Genomic DNA, 18,273 nt, shown 5'->3' on the forward strand with positions numbered 1-18,273 from the left:
GCGTGACCGCCGAAGCGCAGCGTGGCTACGCGAAGGGCCGGGCGAACGAAGCGCGGCGTGGCTACGCGAAGGGCCGGGCGAAGAGACGCGAGATCCTCGGCCAGGCCATGTCCCTGTTCGGCGAAGCCGGCTACCGGGGTGCCTCGCTGCGCGTGATCGCGACCCGGTGCGGGATGTCGCACCCCGGGCTGCTGCACCACTTCCCGACCAAGGAGTCCCTGCTGCTAGCGGTGCTCGAACACCGTGACGAGGTGGACGGCGAATGGCTGTCGGCGGGCGGGACGACGGGCGTCGACCGGCTGCGCAGATTCGCCGAGCTGGCCGCGCTGAACGCCGAGCGGCGCGGCATCGTCGAGCTGTTCACCGTGGTCTCCGCCGAAGCCACCTCCGCGGACCACCCCGCGCACGCGTACTTCGTGCGGCGCTACCGCAATTCCGTCGCCGACGCCGAACTCGCCTACCTCCAGGCGCGGGACGAGGGCGCCCTGCGGGACGGGATCGCCCCGCAGGCGGCGGGACAGCAGCTGATCGCCCTGATGGACGGGCTCCAGGTGCAGTGGCTGCTGGCCGACTGCGCGACAGACATGGCGGGCGTCCTGCGTGCCCACATCCAGACGCAGCTCACCATCAGGCTCTGAACACCCGTACGCCCAGGGGTGGTTCACCGTGTTTCCGGTCGCGGTCCACCGTGTCCGCGTGTCGGCGGGTCACCGCGCCGGTGCGCTCCTCCCCGGCACCTGCCCCGCCCCCCTCTCCGCCAACCGTCGTTGTCAGTGGTCGCCATTAGGTTCAGTGGTGTCCCGCCGACGTGGTGAGGACGCCCCCCTCGGTGTGCATTGGAGATGGCGCGTTGTCGGATTCAGATTGGGAGAGGTCGAGCACGGTACGGGTGGTGGCGCCCGCGCGACCGCGCAAGCTGGCCAAGGTCCCGTTCGTCGAGCTGGCCGACGGGCGGTTGCAAGGTGTGGTGTCCAGCGGCTCCGACATCGAGCGGGTCTACGTCTCGTCGGTCGTGGCCGGGACCTACGCCTTCGCTTGCAGCACCAACAACAACCGGCCCTGCGGCGGCGCCAGGGGCTCGTTCTGCAACCACATACGGGCCCTGATCACCGAGGCGGTACTCCAGTACGGCGCCGAGCGCGTCGCCCGCTACCTGAAGGCCGGGACCACGGACGGGGAGCCGAGCGCGCAGACCATCACCGGCGGCATGACCGCCGCCCGGCCGCCGCAGGGCGACACCGCGGCCGCCGCGCCCGTCTTCAGCAGGTTCCTGCGCCACCTCGCCTACCTGGAACTGGCCCCGACCACGGCGCCGTTGCCCGAGATGCAGTGGTTCCCGCCGAGCAGGGCGGTGGCGTGATGCGCGCCGACCTGCTGGCCGAACCCGTCACCGGGCTCGACGAGGCCCTGGCCGCCGTCGACGCCTTCGACCTGACACTCGTCGAGGGCCTGCTGCGCCCTCGGCCCGACCGGTCCGCCGGACCGACCGGGCTCGCCCGAGCCGTCGCGGGGACCCCGCTGGCAGCCAGGGTCGCCGAGGCGGCCGAGAAGGTCGTGGCCGGAGCGGCGGGCGAGGACCACTTCGTCGCGCTCGCCGCCGCCCGGACCGCACTGCTCGGCTCCGTCCACGACGCCCTGACGAACCGCGTCGGGGAGGCGACCGGCCGGCCACGCGGCGAGGACGCCGTCCCGCCGCCCGTCGGGCAGCCGGAAGCCAATCTGCTCGTCGCCGCCCGCTCCTGGCTCTCCGACCTGGCACGCGCCGGATGGCAGGGCATCGACCACGACGTGGTCTCCGGCTCGGCACCGATCATCTCCGCGATGCTCCCCGACCCGGCCCTGCGCCGCCTGGCGACACTCCTCGACGGATTCGCCGTGGAGCTGGCCGCGTCCTGCCCGGGCGCATCGCTGGAACGCGTACCGGTACGCCGCTGGGCGGACCTCTGGTCGCGCGGGATGCTGCTCACCCTGCCCGGCGCCGCCGGCATACCCCTCTCCGGTACGGCCACCGGCCGGCTGCTGCCCCTCGGCGTCGACCTGCGGGAGCACGCGACCGCCGTACAGGCCCAGGTCCACGCGGTGTTCGAGCCCGCGGACGGGACCGCGCCCCGCCTGGTGCGGGCGGGCGTGTCCGTGCCGAAACCCGACACGGTCGTGGGAGCCGGCCTCTGGCAGCTGCTCCGCCCGCACCTGTCGCTCCTGGCCGCGGCCGGCGACGGATGCTCGATGGACCTCACCGACATGCCGGTCACCGCCGACGGGGACCTGCTGTGGAGCGACGCGCACGCCCGCCGGGGCGAGCCCGCCGACGCGTTCGTCACCGCCCGCGTCGCCCTGCCCACCGCCACCGACGCCGTGACCGTGCCCCTCGACCGGCATCCGGCGGGCATCGCCGTCCCCGTGTTCCTGGAGGGCTACGACGCCGGGACGGACGACGACGGCGTACTGACGTTCACCGTCGCCGGTCATCCGCTCCCCGTCGACACGGACCGGATCCCCGCCGCGGGACCGCTCACCCCCGAGGCCGTCGCGGCCTCCGGCGCGTGCATCGGACTGCTCCGCTGGGACGCCGGGACGTATCGCGTCCAGCCTCTGGCCGTGGAGCGGACCGTACGGAAGAAGGCCGTCGCCCTCCACGCCGGGGGATGGGCCGGAGGTACGGCGGACAAGGCGGGCGTCAGGGCCGAGAAGGCCGCCACCGACGCCGTGGCCGTGCTGCGGGAGCGGGCCGGAAGGCTGCTGCGGAAATGACGGACCCCCAGACCGACCCCCAGACCGGCCCTCAGACCGACCTTCAGGCCGCGACGCAGGCCGACCCGCAGGCCGCGACGCAGGCCGGACACGTGCCCCTGCCCGGACACACGGCCCCGCCGGAGCCCGCCGGGCCCGACTCCCACGACAACCGCCGGCAGGTCCTCTACTGGCGCCTCCTCGCCCGCCTCTTCGACCCGGAGGAGCAGGCCACCCTGGAATCCGCGAGCCTGGCCGTCGTCGAGGACATCGGCCTGCCGTCCGCGCTGCTCGACCCACAGGCCTCCGTCGACTCCGTCGTGCAGCGCCACCCGGAGCTGGCCGACGAGTTCGACGGCCTGATGGCACCCGACCCCGGGAACGCTGCCGGTCCCGCCGGCGCCTCCCGCGACCGGGCCGCCGAAGTACGGCGCGCGGCCCTGGCGTCGAAGGTGCTGCTCAACGTCTTCGCGTCCGGCTCCGGCACCGTCACCGCCGGACAGCTGGCGCGCTGGCAGTCCGACGCCGGCTGGCTGGAGCGCGCGCTCGGCTGCACCCCCGGCCAACTGCGCGGCGGCCGGAGCGGACCGGGCGTCAGCCCGGCCGGCACCGGAGGCCGCGGCTCGAACCCCGACCTCAGCCGGCTGATCCCGGCGATCGGCCCCGCACTGGGCGCATTGGAGGCCGACCTGGTCAAACGCATGCACCTGCGGGAAGTGCTCGCCGACCCGAAGCTTGCCGCACAGCTCACCCCGAGCATGTCGCTGATCGAACAACTGTTGCGCGACAAGAACAACCTCTCGGGTGTGGCCCTGGCCAACGCCAAGGCGCTGATCCGCCGCTTCGTCGACGACGTCGCCGAAGTGCTGCGCACCCAGGTGGAGAAGTCCACGGTGGGCGCCCTGGACCGCTCCGTCCCGCCCAAGCGGGTGTTCCGCAACCTCGACATCGACCGCACCATCTGGAAGAACCTCACCAACTGGAGCCCGGAGGAGGAGCGGCTCTACGTCGACCGCCTCTACTACCGGCACACCGCCCGCAGGACGACACCCCAGCGACTGATCGTCGTGGTGGACCAGTCGGGCTCGATGGTCGACTCGATGGTGAACTGCACCATCCTGGCCTCGATCTTCGCCGGACTCCCCAAGGTGGACGTCCACCTGATCGCGTACGACACCCAGGCGCTCGACCTCACCCCATGGGTGCACGACCCCTTCGAGACCCTGCTGCGCACCAACCTCGGCGGCGGCACCGACGGCACGGTCGCCATGGCCCTGGCCCAGCCGAAGATCGCCGAGCCCCGCAACACCGTCGTCGTATGGATCTCCGACTTCTACGAATGGCAGACCGAGCCGCTGTTCGAGAGCATGGCGGCCATTCACCGCTCGGGCGCCAAATTCATCCCGGTCGGCTCGGTGACCAGCTCCGGCCGCGGCGTCGTCAACCCGTGGTTCCGGGAGCGTTTCAAGGATCTCGGCACGCCGGTGCTCTCCGGCCACATCCGCAAGCTCGTCCACGAACTCAAGACGTTCCTCGCCTAGAAAGGCCCTCACATGTCCGACCTGTTGCGCGCCCCCGCCGAGATCAAGTACGCCGAGGAGCTGGACTGGCTGGAGTCGATCGACGACAACCCCAAGCCCTTCTCGTGGCGCCTCTCCCCGAAGATGGTCCGCCTGTTCATCCTGGGCTCCGAGCGTTCGGACGGCCTGGACCGGGAGATCGCGCAGAAGTGGTACGGCGACCGCAGCTTCGTCGAGCGGTCCATCGTCACGCTGGCCTCCGACCGCGGCCTGCTCCTCATCGGCGACCCCGGCACCGGCAAGAGCTGGCTGGCCGAGCTGCTCTCCGCCGCGATCAGCCGCAACTCCACGCTCGTGGTGCAGGGCACCGCCGGCACCACCGAGGACCACATCAAGTACTCGTGGAACGTGTCCATGGTGATCGCCAAGGGGCAGTCCCGGGAGTCGATGATCCCCTCGCCGATCATGACCGCGATGGAGGCGGGCGCGATCGGCCGGTTCGAGGAGCTCACCCGCTCCACCAGTGACGTGCAGGACGCGCTGATCTCGATCCTGTCCGAGAAGTACATCTCGGTACCCGAACTGGACAGCGACGGCATCGTCTTCGCCAAGCCCGGTTTCTCGGTCATCGCCACCGCCAACAGCCGCGACCGGGGTGTCAACGACCTGTCGTCGGCACTCAAGCGCCGCTTCAACTTCGTCCGCATCCCGGTGGTGACGAACAAGAAGAGCGAGACGGAGATCGTCCGCTTCCGTACCGAGGAACTGCTGCGCCGCCACCAGATCGAGCTGGACGTGCCGCCGACGCTCCTCGACGTGCTGCTGCAGAGCTTCGCGGACCTGCGCGCCACAGCGGCCGCGGCCGGGAGCGACGACGAGAAGCTGGAATCGGCCCTCTCCACCGCCGAGCAGATCGGCGTACTGGAGGACGCGATCCTGCACAGCAACTTCTTCGGGGAGAGCGCCCTGACCGCACACACGCTGGCTTCCTCGCTCGTCGGGTCGCTGGCCCGGCGCGAGCCCGAGGACCTGGCCATCCTCAACAAGTACCTGCACGGTGTCGTCGAGCCGCGCAGCAAGGAGGAGGGCGGCTCCTGGCCCGAGTTCCTGGAGGGCGGCCGGGACGCGATCGCCACCCTGTCATGAGCGGCGCACCCGACGGGACCTTCACACAGCTGCGCGGACAACTGCAGGAGGCCGCCGCGACCTTCGCCGGCGGGCCCGACGCCCTGGAGGGCATCCTCCTCGGCCTCGTCGACGACGTCGACCGCGCGGTGCGCGAGCCGCTGGAGATCTTCCCCGTCTGCCACCACTCGCCCGCCTCCGCCCTCGCGATGGCGCGCCGGCTGCGGGAGAAGCAGCCCAAGGTCGTCTACCTGGAGCTGTGCGAGGACATGGCACCGCTGCTCACCGAACTGCGCAACTGCAGGCTCCCGGTGGCGGTCCAGTCGTTCGCGTCCGAGGTCGACGGCTTCCCGGCCGAGTGGGCACCGCTGTCGGTGGTCGCACCGATCACCGAGGCCTCCGCCGAATACCAGGCGATCGCGTACGCCCTCGACACCCCGGGCGTCGAGCTGGTCCTCGTCGACCGTTCCTCGGACCACGTCTTCCAGTGGGACCGGCGCGGCGAGCACGACGCGGGGCCGGCCGACCCGGACGCACCGCCCGCAGAGGAGGAGGCCGCGCTGCACGGTGACGCGGTCGGCGTGGAGATCGGCGATCTGCGCCCGCGCTTCGCCGAACTGGAGGAGCACCTGCTGCGCCACGGCAAGGTGCGGCACTGGTCGGAATGGTGGCACCAGTACGTGGAGCTGCCGCTCGGCGACAGCGACCACGACACCTACCGCCAGGTCATGCTCCTGATCGGCAGCCTCTTCCGGCGCCTCGCCCCCGGCGACCCGCACCGGGTGCGCGTCGACGAGGACCGCGAGCGCTACATGTGGACCAGGATGCGCGAACACCTTGCCGCGACCGGCACCGCGCCCGAGGACTGCCTCTACGTCTGCGGCGCCTTCCACGCGGCCAGCCGTGTCGAGGAGTTCGGCGTAGCGGGCAGCGACACCTTCGAGATCACCCCGCGCAGCGCCACCAAGTGGCTGCACGGCCTGATCCCGTCCAGCCACGCGGCGATCGAGGCGCAGTTCGGCCTCGCCTCCGGCTCGGTGTCGATCGCGGCGACCCTCTGGGCGAAGAACCTCCGGCGCACCCGCGTGAAGCCGTTCGCCCTCGCGGGGCAGACCGGGGCGAAGAAGCCGAGGCCCACGAAGACCTCGGCCGCCGCGGCCCCCGCACCGGACCTCCCGCCCTCGGACAGGCTGACCGGCTTCCTGCGGCAGCCACCGGTCCTGGACCGGCTGGACGAGGCCGAACTGCTCGGCTGGTCCGTGGAGATCGTGCGCGCCGCCCGCCGCAACGGCTACCTCGCCTCCACCGCCGACGCCATCGCGGTGTTCGAGACGTCGATCCTGCTGGCCGGGATGCGTGACCGGGCCAAGCCCACGCCGTACGACTTCCAGGACGCGGCCGTCACCTGCATAGAGAAGGACAGCGTGCCCGGCCGGCGCGACGTGCGCCGCCTCGTGGAGATCATGATGGGCGGCGACCGGGTTGGCCAGGTCGGCTACGACGCGCTGCCGCCCCTGGCCCGCGACGTGCACGACCGGCTCGCCCCGCTGAACCTCAAGCTCCAGCAGCGCGGTGTGCAGCGGGCCCTGCTGGACATCTCCTCCCGGCCGGAGCTGGAGCGCTGCTCCGACGTGCTGTGGATGCTGCGCCATCTGATGCCGGGCGGCGCGGCCCGCACGGTCATGGGCGAACGGAAGCTGGGGGAGCGGCCCATCCAGGAGTCGTGGGACCTCGCGCTGGGCACCCACCAGCGTGCGCTCATCGAGCTCGGCTACGAGGGCGTCAGCATCGAGCAGGTCCTGGAGCAGCGCCTGCGCCGCACCGCGTACGGACCACGGGCGACCGCGGCGACCGTCCTGGAAACCGTCGAGGACGCGACGCTGTACCTGCGCAGCCGCCGGCTCGCCGACGAGCTGGGCAACCGCGCCCTGGAGGTGCTGTCGGCCGAGCGCACGGTCGACGGCGCACCCGAGGTGCTGCGCCGGGTCCGGCGACTGCTGGCCTACTACCGCACCGGTGAACCCGTCCTGCCCCCGTGGATCGAGTCCTTCACCAAGGCCGGATACGCGCACTACTGCACCCTGCTGCCGACGGCGTTCACCGACGACGACGCCACCGTCCGGCAGGTCGGGGCGATGCTCGGCTTCCTGTTCGGCATGGAAGGGCTGGCGCTGTCGCTCGGCTGCGACCGGACCCAGCTGGAGCTGGCCCTCGTCCAGTCGCACCCGCAGGACCCGCCGAAGACGGCACTGCTGTGGGCGGCCCAGGTCCACCTGGGACACCTGACCCGGGCGGAACTGCGGGCGCGGTGCGACGAACTGCTCGGCAACCCCCTGGTGGTGCCCGCCTACCCGCGCTACCTCAGCGGATTCGTGCACGCCCTGGAGCCGGTGCCGGGTCTGGCCGACTTCGTCGTGGAAGCCGTGTCGAACGCCTTCGCACGGCTTCCGGACCCGGTGCTCCTGCCGTGGCTGCCGACCCTGATCACCACGCTGCGGGCGGACGGCTCCGAACTGGCGCCGCTGCTGATCCGCGAGGCCGGGCGGATCTTCCCCGGGCGGCTCGCCGCGCTGGACGAGTGGGTGCCACCGTGGCAGGCACAACCGGAGCCCGACGCGGGATCCACGGCACCGGCCGCGGACGGCGGCTGCGCGCTGCTCACCGCCCACCCCGCGACGTGCGACGCGGTCGCCGACCTGCTGGGCTGCGAAGGGACGTGGGAGACCACGGCCCCCGCCCCGGCGGGCGCCGCCCTGGCCGGCCGCCACCCGGACACGGCGGCAGCACTGGAGGCACTCCTGGCCGCGGCCCCCTGACACCACGCACCACGGGCCCGCGAGTCACGTCCGCACCCCGTCCGGGCCCCGTCCGCACCCCGTCCGCACCCCGTCCGCGCCCCGGAGGAACCCTTCCCCCGGGGCGCGGACGTGCTCGCAACACATCCCCCGTAGCACGCCTCGCTCGCGTCGCCGTCTCAGATAGTAGGAAGTCCGAGTATCTGTAGAGACAGATGACCCGAGCTGTCCTAACTTTGTAGAAGCCGAACGACTCGCATGATCCAGCGACTGGCGGTCGCGAGTGCGTGCCCCGAAGCAGGCAATCCCTGCGGCACCCGCTCCCCGCCCCTTCCGGCGCTTCGAAATCCCGATCCCGACCTCACGTTGCGCGGCCTCACGCCGTGCGAAGTCCCGATCTCGATATCCACGCGATCCCAAGGAGTCGATCATGGCCCAGACCACTGTTCGCCGTGTCCGTCACACCCCCCGCCCGACCGAGTCGGAGCGTAAGAACGCCGCAGCCGCCCTGCAGCGCGCCCTCGACCGCCGGGACAACGGCGGGTCGACCGGCCATTGACGCCCGGATCCCACCTCGCGGCACCGAAGAGCGCTGGTCCAGCCCTCGCGCGGCCCTCGCGCCGCACTCGTGCGGGGCGTTCCGGCCGTCCGGATCGTGGACAGCAGATGTCATGGGGTGGGACGGAGGGCTAGGGTGCGTCTATGTCTCGCAGCATCGATCTCGCAGTGATCCCCGGCGACGGTATCGGCCAGGAGGTCGTCACCCAGGGCCTCAAGGTCCTCAACGCTGTTCTCCCGCAGGATGTGAAGCTGGAGACCAAGGAGTACGACCTCGGCGCCCAGCGCTGGCACCGCACCGGTGAAACCCTCCCGGACGCGGAGCTGGAGGCCCTCAAGGGCCACGACGCCATCCTGCTCGGCGCCATCGGCGACCCCTCGGTGCCGTCGGGCGTACTGGAGCGCGGGCTGCTGCTCAAGCTGCGCTTCGCCTTCGACCACTACGTCAACCTGCGCCCGTCGAAGCTCTTCCCGAACACCGCGACGCCGCTGGCCGGCCGCCCGGAGATCGACTTCGTCGTCGTCCGCGAGGGCACCGAGGGCCCGTACACGGGCAACGGCGGCTCGCTGCGCACCGGTACGGAGCACGAGGTCGCCACCGAGGTCAGCGTCAACACGGCCTACGGTGTCGAGCGCGTCGTCCGTGACGCCTTCGTACGTGCCGCCGCCCGCCCGCGCAAGAAGCTGACGCTGGTCCACAAGAACAACGTCCTCGTGTACGCGGGTCACCTGTGGAAGAACATCTTCGACAAGGTCGCGGCCGAGTACCCCGAGGTCAGCACCGACTACCTGCACGTCGACGCCGCGACGATCTTCTTCGTCACCCAGCCGGAGCGCTTCGACGTCATCGTCACCGACAACCTCTTCGGTGACATCCTCACCGACCTCGCCGCGGCCGTGACCGGCGGCATCGGCCTGGCCGCGTCCGGCAACATCAACCCGACGGGCGCCTTCCCGTCCATGTTCGAGCCGGTCCACGGCACTGCCCCCGACATCGCGGGCCAGGGCAAGGCCGACCCGACCGCCACGATCCTCTCCGTCGCCCTCCTGCTGCGCCACCTCGGCTACGAGGCCGAGGCCGTGCGCATCGAGGACGCCGTCTCCGCCGACCTCGCGGAGCGCGAAGGCAAGGCCGCACGCACCACCGACGAGATCGGTGACGCGCTCGCAGTACGCGTAGCGAGCTGACCCGACGCCTTTACCTCGAAGCCGCCGGGTCGCATCCGCACCCGGCGGCTTCACCTTGCGGTCTCCGGGTGCCACCATCGACCCCGGACCGCATTCACGTCACCGCAAATACGTCATTTCGTGCACGGCCGCCCACGAGAGATAATCGAACGTGGGGCCGCGGCTTGCGGGAGAGCTCGGACGTCCTACAACCTGTCTGACATGTCGGACGGGAGCGGGCGTGAGCGCGGTCCATCACACACAAGACCGGTGAAGGACACGCACTCATGACGACGCCCACGATCGAGCTCAAGCCCTCCTCGAACCCGCTGTCCGAAGCGGAGCGCGAGGCGATCCTGGTCAACCCCGGATTCGGCCGCCACTTCACCGACCACATGGTGACGATCAGCTGGACCGAGGGCCGCGGCTGGCACGACGCCCAGCTCGTCCCGTACGGACCGCTGTCGATCGACCCCGCCAACATGACCCTGCACTACGCGCAGGAGATCTTCGAGGGCCTCAAGGCCTACCGGCAGAGCGACGGGTCGGTCGCCACGTTCCGCCCCGAGGTGAACGCCGCGCGCTTCCAGCGGTCCGCAGCCCGGCTCGCCATGCCCGAGCTCCCGGTCGAGACGTTCATCGAGGCGTGTGACGTCCTCGTCCAGCAGGACAAGGCGTGGGTTCCGGCGCACGGCGGCGAGGAGTCCCTCTACCTGCGCCCGTTCATGATCGCCTCGGAGGTCGGGCTGGGCGTGAAGCCCGCCAACTCCTACCTCTTCCTCGTCATCGCCTCCCCGGCCGGCGCCTACTTCCCCGGCGGTGTGAAGCCGGTCTCGATCTGGCTCTCCCAGGACCGGGTCCGCGCCGTCCCCGGCGGCATGGGCGACGCCAAGACCGGCGGCAACTACGCGGCCTCCCTCCTCGCCCAGGCCGAGGCCGCCGAGAAGGGCTGCGACCAGGTCGCCTACCTCGACGCGGTCGAGCACACGTGGGTCGAGGAACTGGGCGGCATGAACCTCTACTTCGTGTACGAGCAGGAGGACGGCGGCAAGCGCATCGTCACCCCCTCCCTCACTGGCTCGCTGCTCGCCGGCGTCACCCGTGACTCCCTGCTCACCGTCGCGCGCGACCTCGGCTACACCGCCGAGGAGTCCCGCGTCTCCATCGGCCAGTGGCGGGACGACACCGCGAACGGCACCCTCACCGAGGTCTTCGCCTGCGGCACCGCCGCGGTCATCACGCCCGTCGGCACGGTGAAGTCCGCGGACGGCGAGTGGACCCAGGGCGACGGCACCCCCGGCGAGGTCACCCTCAAGCTGCGCGAGCGCCTCCTGGACATCCAGCGAGGCACAGCCCAGGACCCCCACAACTGGATGCACCCCCTCGGCTAGCCCCGTGTCGCGGTCGCTGTGAGGCGGGGGACCGGGATATCGGGCATAACGCCCGCATTCCGGTCCCCCGCCTCACAACGACCCCCCGACCGCATGGTGAGACGGGGCGGGGGTGGGGGTGGGGCTGTGGGAGACTGCTGCTGTGTCCTCGTTCGCCATGATTATCGGCAGCAGGCGCGCCGGTCCGCAGTGACCGTCCGTACCACCACGTACGGCACGGCCATCGTGCCCCAGACCCGCGCGCAGACCTCTCGCACCCGCGAGGGGTTTTTTCGTTTTCCGGCCCCCACCACGGCCGGGGCGAGGCACGCGAGATGATGGGGGCAAGTGGAGCCGATTCGTCCGGATCCGCTCACCGACAGGAGTCAGACAGCATGACCACCAAGGCCACGGCCCCCGACGACAGTTTCCATGTCTTCGACACCACTCTGCGCGACGGTGCGCAGCGTGAAGGCATCAACCTGACGGTCGCGGACAAGCTGACCATCGCCCGGCATCTGGACGACTTCGGTGTGGGCTTCATCGAGGGCGGCTGGCCGGGTGCCAACCCCCGCGACACCGAGTTCTTCGCCCGCGCGCAGCAGGAGATCGAATTCCGGCACGCCCAGCTCGTCGCGTTCGGCGCCACGCGCAGAGCGGGCGGCAAGGCAGCCGAGGATCCGCAGGTGCAGGCGCTCCTCGCGTCGGGCGCCCCGGTGATCACCCTGGTGGCCAAGTCCCACGACCGCCATGTGGAACTGGCCCTGCGCACCACCCTGGAGGAGAACCTGGAGATGGTGCGCGACACCGTCTCCCACCTCCGCGAGCAGGGCCGCCGGGTCTTCGTCGACTGCGAGCACTTCTTCGACGGCTACCGCGCCAACGCGGAGTACGCCAAGGCCGTCGTACGCGCCGCCTCCGAGGCCGGTGCCGACGTGGTCATCCTCTGCGACACCAACGGCGGCATGCTTCCCGCCCAGGTCCAGGCCGTCGTCTCCACCGTCCTCGCCGACACCGGTGCCCGGCTCGGCATCCACGCCCAGGACGACACCGGCTGCGCCGTCGCCAACACCCTGGCCGCCGTCGACGCGGGCGCCACCCATGTGCAGTGCACCGCCAACGGCTACGGCGAGCGGGTCGGCAACGCCAACCTCTTCCCCGTCGTCGCCGCACTGGAGCTCAAGTACGGCAAGACCGTCCTGCCCGAGGGCGCGCTCGCCGACATGACCCGCATCTCGCACGCCATCGCCGAGGTCGTCAACCTCACGCCCTCCACCCACCAGCCGTACGTCGGTGTCTCCGCCTTCGCCCACAAGGCCGGACTGCACGCCTCCGCGATCAAGGTCGACCCGGACCTGTACCAGCACATCGACCCGGAGCTCGTCGGCAACACCATGCGGATGCTCGTCTCCGACATGGCGGGCCGTGCCTCCATCGAGCTCAAGGGCAAGGAGCTCGGGATCGACCTGGGCGACGACCGGGAGCTCGTCGGCCGGGTCGTCGCGCGGGTCAAGGAGCGCGAACTCAAGGGCTACACCTACGAGGCGGCCGACGCCTCCTTCGAGCTGCTGCTGCGTGCGGAGGTCGAAGGCAGGCCCCGCCGCTACTTCCGCATCGAGTCCTGGCGGGCCATCGTCGAGGACCGCCCCGACGGCACCCATGCCAACGAGGCGACCGTGAAGCTCTGGGCGAAGGGCGAGCGGATCGTCGCCACGGCCGAGGGCAACGGCCCCGTCAACGCCCTCGACCGGGCGCTGCGCGTCGGCCTGGAGCGGATCTACCCGCAGCTGGCCAAGCTGGAGCTGGTCGACTACAAGGTCCGCATCCTCGAAGGCCGCACCGGCACCGAATCCACCACCCGGGTACTGATCACCACGGGCGACGGATCCGGTGACTGGGCGACGGTCGGCGTGGCCGAGAACGTCATCGCCGCGTCCTGGCAGGCCCTGGAGGACGCGTACACCTACGGCCTGCTGCGGGCCGGCATCGAGCCCACCGACTGACGGACCCCCTACCGGAGCCGCCACTTCTGGTTGGCGGCTCCGGTGCAGGTCCAGATCTGGGCGCGGGTCCCGTTCGCCGAGGACTGGCCGGTCGCGTCGAGGCACTTGTCCGCGGCCGTGTTGACCACGTCCCCGGTCGAGGAGTTGTACGTCCAGCGCTGCGCTCCCGACCCGTTGCAGGCGTACAGCTGGACCTTTGCTCCGTCGGCCGTCGACCCCGAGGTCACGTCCAGGCAGGCGCCCAGGACCTTGACGGAACCGTCGCCGGAGACCGTCCAGCGCTGGTTGGCCGCGCCCGTGCAGTCCCAGAGCTGGACGGGCGTGCCGTCCACGCCGGTGTTGCCGGTGGCGTCCAGGCACTTGCCCCCGAGTCCGGTGAGGGCACCCGAGCTTCCGGACGAGCCGGACTGGGTGCCCGACCAGGTGAACGTCGCCGAGGTGCGGCCCGGCAGCGAGTAGGTGAACTTCTGTCCGCCCCAGTTGACCGTGACCTGCTGCGCCGACGTCGAACCGTTGTACGCGATCAGGGCCTTGGAGCCGTCCGGGTTGCGCCAGGCCACGTTCGGCACGGTGGAGCTCGCGGTGGAGGCGATACGGGCGGCGCCCGGCCGGACGTACTTCGTCAGGTGGCCCATCGTGTAGTACTCGATCGTGTAGTCGACCTGGCCGTGCCTGCTGTCCCCGTTGTGCACGGTGACCAGGCCGTCGCAGGTGCCGCAACCACCGTTGTGCGGGCCGCGGTTCTGGTCAACGGCCAGGGACCACTTGGTCACCGACTTCGCCCAGTTGCGGGTGTAGTCGATGATGTTCAGCATGTCCTCGCGCTGCTGGTCGGCGATCCAGGTGCCGCCCGAATGCTCGGTCTGGAAGGCGTCCAGCTGCGGGTACTGATCGTGCACGGCGGTCTGCTTCGCGATGTCGCCGCCGTAGCCGTGCCAGGCGATCCCGCCGAAGTTGGGGTGGCTGCGCACCGCGGCGTCGTCGACCGTCGCGGCGGCGTACGCGTCGTAGGTGTCCCAGTTCCAGTCGTGGGCCAGCACCTTGGCGGGGAGGCCTGCGGCCTGGAGTTTCGGCAGCAGCTCGCTCTTGGTGAAGTACGCGAGCCCCGAGCCGTTCCAGCTCATCGAGGGGTAGCCCGAGCAGCACGTCGGCTCGTTCTGCGCGGTGACGTAGTCGACGGTGACGCCCTGGTCCCGGTAGGCCTGGAGGTACTTCACGAAGTAGTCTGCGTAGACGCCGTAGTTCTCGGCCTTGAGCCAGCCCCCGTTCAGCTGCCCGTTGTCCTTCATCCAGGCCGGCGCGGTCCACGGTGAGGCGACCGTCGTGAGAGCCGGGTTGAGCTGCTCGGCCTGCTTCGTGAGCGGCAGCACGTCCTGCAGATCATGTGCGATCGAGAAGTTGGCGAGGCCCGGATCCGTCTGCCCGGCCGGCATGTCGTCGTACGTGTAGCCGAACCGCGCGAGGTCGGAACCACCCATCGGATTGCGTACGAACGAGAGCCCGATGCCGTCCGTGGGGGAGAACAGCTTCTTCATCGTCTCGTCGCGGGTCGCCTGGCTCAGCGCGCCGCTGCCCTTCATCAGCCACGCCGCCGTGTCCGTGAACGAGGCGCCGCCGCCGGTGAAGGTCTGGTACCGGGTGTTCTCGTCGACCGTGATGTTCGTGCCCGAGCCGCCGTTGCCCGCACCGAAGGCGACGGGTGTCTGCGCCTGGAGACCGCGGGTCACATGACGGCCGCCGGAGTCGTCCGTCGTGGTCAGCGCGATGTTCACGGTCTCGCCGGCCGCCTGCGCGGTACCGGAGGAGAGCCCGGCCAGGCCCGCGGTCGCGAGCGCCGTCGCGACGAGGACGCGCGCCGTTCTGTTTGTTCGGATCATGGCTGCTGCCTTTCTCGGCAGGGGCGTGGGGGAGGTGCCGTCGAACGAGCCGTGAGTGAACTGTTATTACGTGCTCGCGTCAAGAGGGCATTTCGTTCAGAAAATGAACGCAACGCTCGCCGGAGCTGCCGAGAACTACGGTACGGACCAATGTCGGTGTGAAGTATTGACGGCCCTGTTCCGGCGGGGTTAACTCCAGCCGCAACGCCGGTACCGGTTCCGGTACCGGTTGCGGAACCCGTGCCGAAGTCGAGCTCATCCGCTTGTCCCGCCCTGTCCTGCCTTGTCCCTGGAGGCCCGATGCGTGTCACCATCGCCGATGTCGCCCGCGAGGCCGGCGTCAGCAAGACGACCGTTTCGAGGGTCGTCAACCTCAAGGGCGAAGTGGACGGTTCCACGGCCGCCCGCGTTCGTGAAGTGATCGCACACCTCGGCTACGTGCCCAGTTCGGGCGCCGTCGGACTGGCCCGCGGCAGCAGTCGCACGGTCGGGATGCTGGTGCCCTCGCTCACCTGGCCGTGGATGGGTGAGGTGCTCCAGGGGGTCGTGGACACCGTCGAGGCCGCCGACTACGGGCTGCTCCTCTTCACCTGCAACCGGGGCGCCGAGTCCGTGGAGCGCTTCACCAGCCAGGTGTCGGCGCGCGCCTTCGACGGACTCGTCGTGGTCGAACCGGAGAACACCCTCGACCACCTCACCGCACTGCACCGGTCGGGCCTGCCGATCGTGCTCATCGACGACCGCGGCCACCACCCCGAATTCCCCTCCGTCGTGACCACCAACTACGAGGGAGGCGCGTCGGCCGCCCGTCATCTGCGGGCTTCGGGACGCACCAGACCCCTGGTCCTCACCGGCCCCGAACACTTCGGCTGCGTACGCGACCGGCTCGCGGGATTCCGCTCGGTCCTGCCCACCGACCTGGTCGTGAAGGGGGACTTCACCGAACGCTCCGGCCGGCTCGTCGTGGAGGAACTCCTTGCGGCCGGGGCGGAGTTCGACTCGGTCTTCGCCCACAACGACATCAGCGCGGCGGGTGTCCTGCGGGCCCTGCGCGGCGCGGGCCGCCGGGTCCCCGACGACATCGCGGTGATCGGCTTCGACGACATCCCCATGGCCGAACACACCGAACCCCCGCTGACCACCGTGCACCAGCCCACGCGGCAGATGGGCGAGACCGCGGCCCGCCTCCTGCTCTCCCACCTCAGCGGCACCGCCGTACCGGACGGGCCGGTCGTGTTGCCCACCGAACTGGTCGTGCGCCACTCGGCGCCCTGACGGAAGGGGCCCCGACGGACCCCTCGCCGTAACGGGAAGGCCCCGACGGGCCCACCTCCCCCGGCCCACCGACCCGCACCGCCCCCGCCCGTACCCGGCGCGCCGAGCGCTGCCCACTTCCCGGATCCCCAGACCGCAGTCCTCCTGGAGTCGACATGTCCGCACACCGCCGTCGCCACGCGCTGAGAGCGCTCTCGGTCGCCACCGCCGTGGTGGCACTCGCCACCGGTTGCTCCTCCGCCAACTCGGGCGCCAACAAGGGAGGCGGCGCCGGGGCCTCCGGCGTACTGACCCTCGGCAAGCCGGACGGGCCGCAGACGAACAACAGCAACCCGTTCCTGTCCACATCGGCGAGCGCCACCCTCGGCTACCGGCACATGATCTACGAGCCGCTGGCGATGACCAACCAGATCCGCCCCACCGACAAGGCGGACCCCTGGCTGGCGACGGAATGGGCCTGGGAGTCCAACTTCACGAAGGTCACCTTCACGCTCGACGACCGGGCGAAGTGGGCCGACGGCAAGCCGCTCACCGCCGCCGACGTCGCCTACACCTTCGAGCTGCTCAAGAAGCACCCCGCGCTCAACGGCAACGGCATCCCGTTCGACGGGGTCGCGGTGGAGGGCGAGAAGGTCGTCCTGACCTTCGAGGAGTCGCAGTTCGTCAACCAGAACAAGATCATCCAGACCTACATCGTGCCCAAGCACATCTGGGAGAAGGTCGAGAACCCGGAGACCTGGCCCAACCGCACCCCGGTCGGCTCCGGCCCGTACAAGCTGAAGACGTTCACCCCGCAGACCACCACCCTGACCGCCACGCCCACCTACTGGAAGGGCGAGACGAAGGTCAAGGAGCTCCGCTACACCGCGTACAACGACAACAGTGCGGCGACCACGGCGCTGGCCAACGGCAAGGTCGAGTGGTCGTTCGTCTTCATGCCGAACTACAAGCAGCTGTACATCGCCAAGGACCCGAAGAACCACAAGCTGTGGTTCCCCTCCGGGCTCGGCATCCACGGGCTGTGGTTCAACACCGCACGCAAGCCGTTCGACAACCCGGCGCTCCGCAAGGCGATGGCCATGGTCGTCGACCGCAAGGCGATCCACGTCCAGGCGCAGGCGACCCTCTACCCGGAGATCACCAACCCGACCGGCATCCCGCTGCCCGCAGGTGACCCGTTCCTCGCGCCGGAGTACAAGAACGCCACCACGAAGCCCGATCCGGCCGGCGCCAGGAAGATCCTCGACGAGGCGGGCTTCGAGCTCAGCGGCGGAGTGCTGAAGGACCCGGGCGGCAAGCCGGTGGAACTGACCTTCACCGACCCGGCCGGCTGGAACGACTACATCACCGGGCTCTCGATCATCAAGGACAGCATCAAGCAGCTCGGCATCGAGGCCAAGGTCAAGACGCAGACCGCCGAGGCCTGGGGCAACGACGTCGCCACCGGCAACTTCGACGCCACCCTGCACTGGACCAACAGCGGTGCCACGCCGTACGACATGTACCAGAACATCATGGACGGCGCGATCCTCCAGCCCGTCGGCAAGAGCTCCCAGCTCGGCAACTTCGGCCGCTTCAAGAGCCCCGAGGCCACCGCCGCGCTCAAGGACTACGCCAACGCCACGGACGACGCCACGCGCACGAAGGCCATGAACCTCCTCCAGAAGATCATGGTCGACGAGGCCCCGGTCATCCCGACGGCGGCAGCCCCCATCGGCGCCGAGTACTCCACGAAGAACTGGGTCGGCTGGCCGACCGAGGCCGACCCCTACGCGCCGCCGCAGCACACCCAGCCGACCGCGCTGGAGATCGTGCTGAACCTCAAGCCCGCCAAGTAAGTACGGGGAAGAACC

The 18,273-nt window shown here is 70.4% G+C and carries 13 protein-coding genes; 12 read left to right on the forward strand and 1 reads right to left on the reverse strand.

Annotated features, from left to right (window positions below):
* Positions 1-2 precede the first annotated feature (2 nt).
* From OG524_RS26045 to cimA, 10 genes are all read left to right on the forward strand, one after another.
* Positions 3-638 carry a TetR/AcrR family transcriptional regulator gene (locus tag OG524_RS26045; protein ID WP_405388442.1) on the forward strand — a complete coding sequence of 212 codons (636 nt, stop codon included), beginning with the start codon at positions 3-5 and terminating at the stop codon, positions 636-638.
* A 251-nt stretch (positions 639-889) separates the two neighbouring features.
* Positions 890-1,360, forward strand: a complete 471-nt coding sequence (locus OG524_RS26050; RefSeq protein ID WP_405393091.1) for a hypothetical protein — start codon at positions 890-892, stop codon at positions 1,358-1,360.
* Positions 1,360-2,751, forward strand: coding sequence for a hypothetical protein (locus tag OG524_RS26055; protein ID WP_405388441.1), 1,392 nt, complete (start codon positions 1,360-1,362; stop codon positions 2,749-2,751). The genes OG524_RS26050 and OG524_RS26055 overlap by 1 nt, the downstream gene beginning before the upstream one ends.
* A complete protein-coding gene (locus OG524_RS26060) occupies positions 2,748-4,271 on the forward strand; it encodes a vWA domain-containing protein (RefSeq protein ID WP_405811759.1) in 1,524 nt (507 codons plus the stop codon). Before OG524_RS26055 ends, OG524_RS26060 begins: the two co-directional genes overlap by 4 nt.
* 12 nt (positions 4,272-4,283) lie before the next feature.
* Positions 4,284-5,396 (forward strand): AAA family ATPase, encoded by a 1,113-nt coding sequence (locus tag OG524_RS26065; protein ID WP_405388438.1) that lies wholly within the window; start codon positions 4,284-4,286, stop codon positions 5,394-5,396.
* On the forward strand, positions 5,393-8,191 hold the full coding sequence (locus OG524_RS26070; RefSeq protein ID WP_405811760.1) for a hypothetical protein: 2,799 nt from the start codon (positions 5,393-5,395) through the stop codon (positions 8,189-8,191). The genes OG524_RS26065 and OG524_RS26070 overlap by 4 nt, the downstream gene beginning before the upstream one ends.
* A gap of 409 nt (positions 8,192-8,600) precedes the next feature.
* Positions 8,601-8,729: a hypothetical protein gene (locus OG524_RS26075; protein ID WP_405388435.1), complete on the forward strand. Its 129-nt coding sequence runs from the start codon at positions 8,601-8,603 to the stop codon at positions 8,727-8,729.
* A gap of 143 nt (positions 8,730-8,872) precedes the next feature.
* Positions 8,873-9,916: a 3-isopropylmalate dehydrogenase gene (locus OG524_RS26080; RefSeq protein ID WP_405388434.1), complete on the forward strand. Its 1,044-nt coding sequence runs from the start codon at positions 8,873-8,875 to the stop codon at positions 9,914-9,916.
* A gap of 266 nt (positions 9,917-10,182) precedes the next feature.
* Positions 10,183-11,286, forward strand: coding sequence for a branched-chain amino acid aminotransferase (locus tag OG524_RS26085; protein WP_405388432.1), 1,104 nt, complete (start codon positions 10,183-10,185; stop codon positions 11,284-11,286).
* 374 nt (positions 11,287-11,660) lie between these two features.
* Positions 11,661-13,268 (forward strand): citramalate synthase, encoded by a 1,608-nt coding sequence (gene cimA, locus OG524_RS26090; protein ID WP_405811761.1) that lies wholly within the window; start codon positions 11,661-11,663, stop codon positions 13,266-13,268.
* Positions 13,269-13,276: 8 nt separating this feature from the next.
* Here cimA and OG524_RS26095 read toward each other — a convergent pair whose 3' ends face one another.
* The gene (locus OG524_RS26095) at positions 13,277-15,145 is read right to left on the reverse strand and encodes a ricin-type beta-trefoil lectin domain protein (protein WP_405811762.1); all 1,869 of its coding nucleotides are present in this window, start codon (positions 15,143-15,145) and stop codon (positions 13,277-13,279) included.
* A 300-nt stretch (positions 15,146-15,445) separates the two neighbouring features.
* On the opposite strand from OG524_RS26095, the gene OG524_RS26100 reads away from it, so the two are divergent.
* On the forward strand, positions 15,446-16,420 hold the full coding sequence (locus OG524_RS26100; RefSeq protein WP_405388429.1) for a LacI family DNA-binding transcriptional regulator: 975 nt from the start codon (positions 15,446-15,448) through the stop codon (positions 16,418-16,420).
* A 155-nt stretch (positions 16,421-16,575) separates the two neighbouring features.
* Positions 16,576-18,258: an ABC transporter substrate-binding protein gene (locus OG524_RS26105; RefSeq protein ID WP_405811763.1), complete on the forward strand. Its 1,683-nt coding sequence runs from the start codon at positions 16,576-16,578 to the stop codon at positions 18,256-18,258.
* The last annotated feature ends 15 nt before the right edge of the window (positions 18,259-18,273 follow it).

Origin of the sequence: Streptomyces sp. NBC_01520 (assembly GCF_045040375.1) — a bacterium.
GTDB lineage: Bacteria > Actinomycetota > Actinomycetes > Streptomycetales > Streptomycetaceae > Streptomyces.

Bases quoted from the DNA above. Each gene is read 5' to 3' on its own strand.
- OG524_RS26100 (WP_405388429.1), top strand. From the start codon at position 15,446: ATGCGTGTCACCATCGCCGATGTCGCCCGCGAGGCCGGCGTCAGCAAG.
- OG524_RS26055 (WP_405388441.1), top strand. From the start codon at position 1,360: ATGCGCGCCGACCTGCTGGCCGAACCCGTCACCGGGCTCGACGAGGCC.
- OG524_RS26095 (WP_405811762.1), bottom strand. From the start codon at position 15,145: ATGATCCGAACAAACAGAACGGCGCGCGTCCTCGTCGCGACGGCGCTC.
- cimA (WP_405811761.1), top strand. From the start codon at position 11,661: ATGACCACCAAGGCCACGGCCCCCGACGACAGTTTCCATGTCTTCGAC.
- OG524_RS26070 (WP_405811760.1), top strand. From the start codon at position 5,393: ATGAGCGGCGCACCCGACGGGACCTTCACACAGCTGCGCGGACAACTG.
- OG524_RS26105 (WP_405811763.1), top strand. From the start codon at position 16,576: ATGTCCGCACACCGCCGTCGCCACGCGCTGAGAGCGCTCTCGGTCGCC.
- OG524_RS26065 (WP_405388438.1), top strand. From the start codon at position 4,284: ATGTCCGACCTGTTGCGCGCCCCCGCCGAGATCAAGTACGCCGAGGAG.
- OG524_RS26080 (WP_405388434.1), top strand. From the start codon at position 8,873: ATGTCTCGCAGCATCGATCTCGCAGTGATCCCCGGCGACGGTATCGGC.
- OG524_RS26060 (WP_405811759.1), top strand. From the start codon at position 2,748: ATGACGGACCCCCAGACCGACCCCCAGACCGGCCCTCAGACCGACCTT.
- OG524_RS26075 (WP_405388435.1), top strand. From the start codon at position 8,601: ATGGCCCAGACCACTGTTCGCCGTGTCCGTCACACCCCCCGCCCGACC.
- OG524_RS26085 (WP_405388432.1), top strand. From the start codon at position 10,183: ATGACGACGCCCACGATCGAGCTCAAGCCCTCCTCGAACCCGCTGTCC.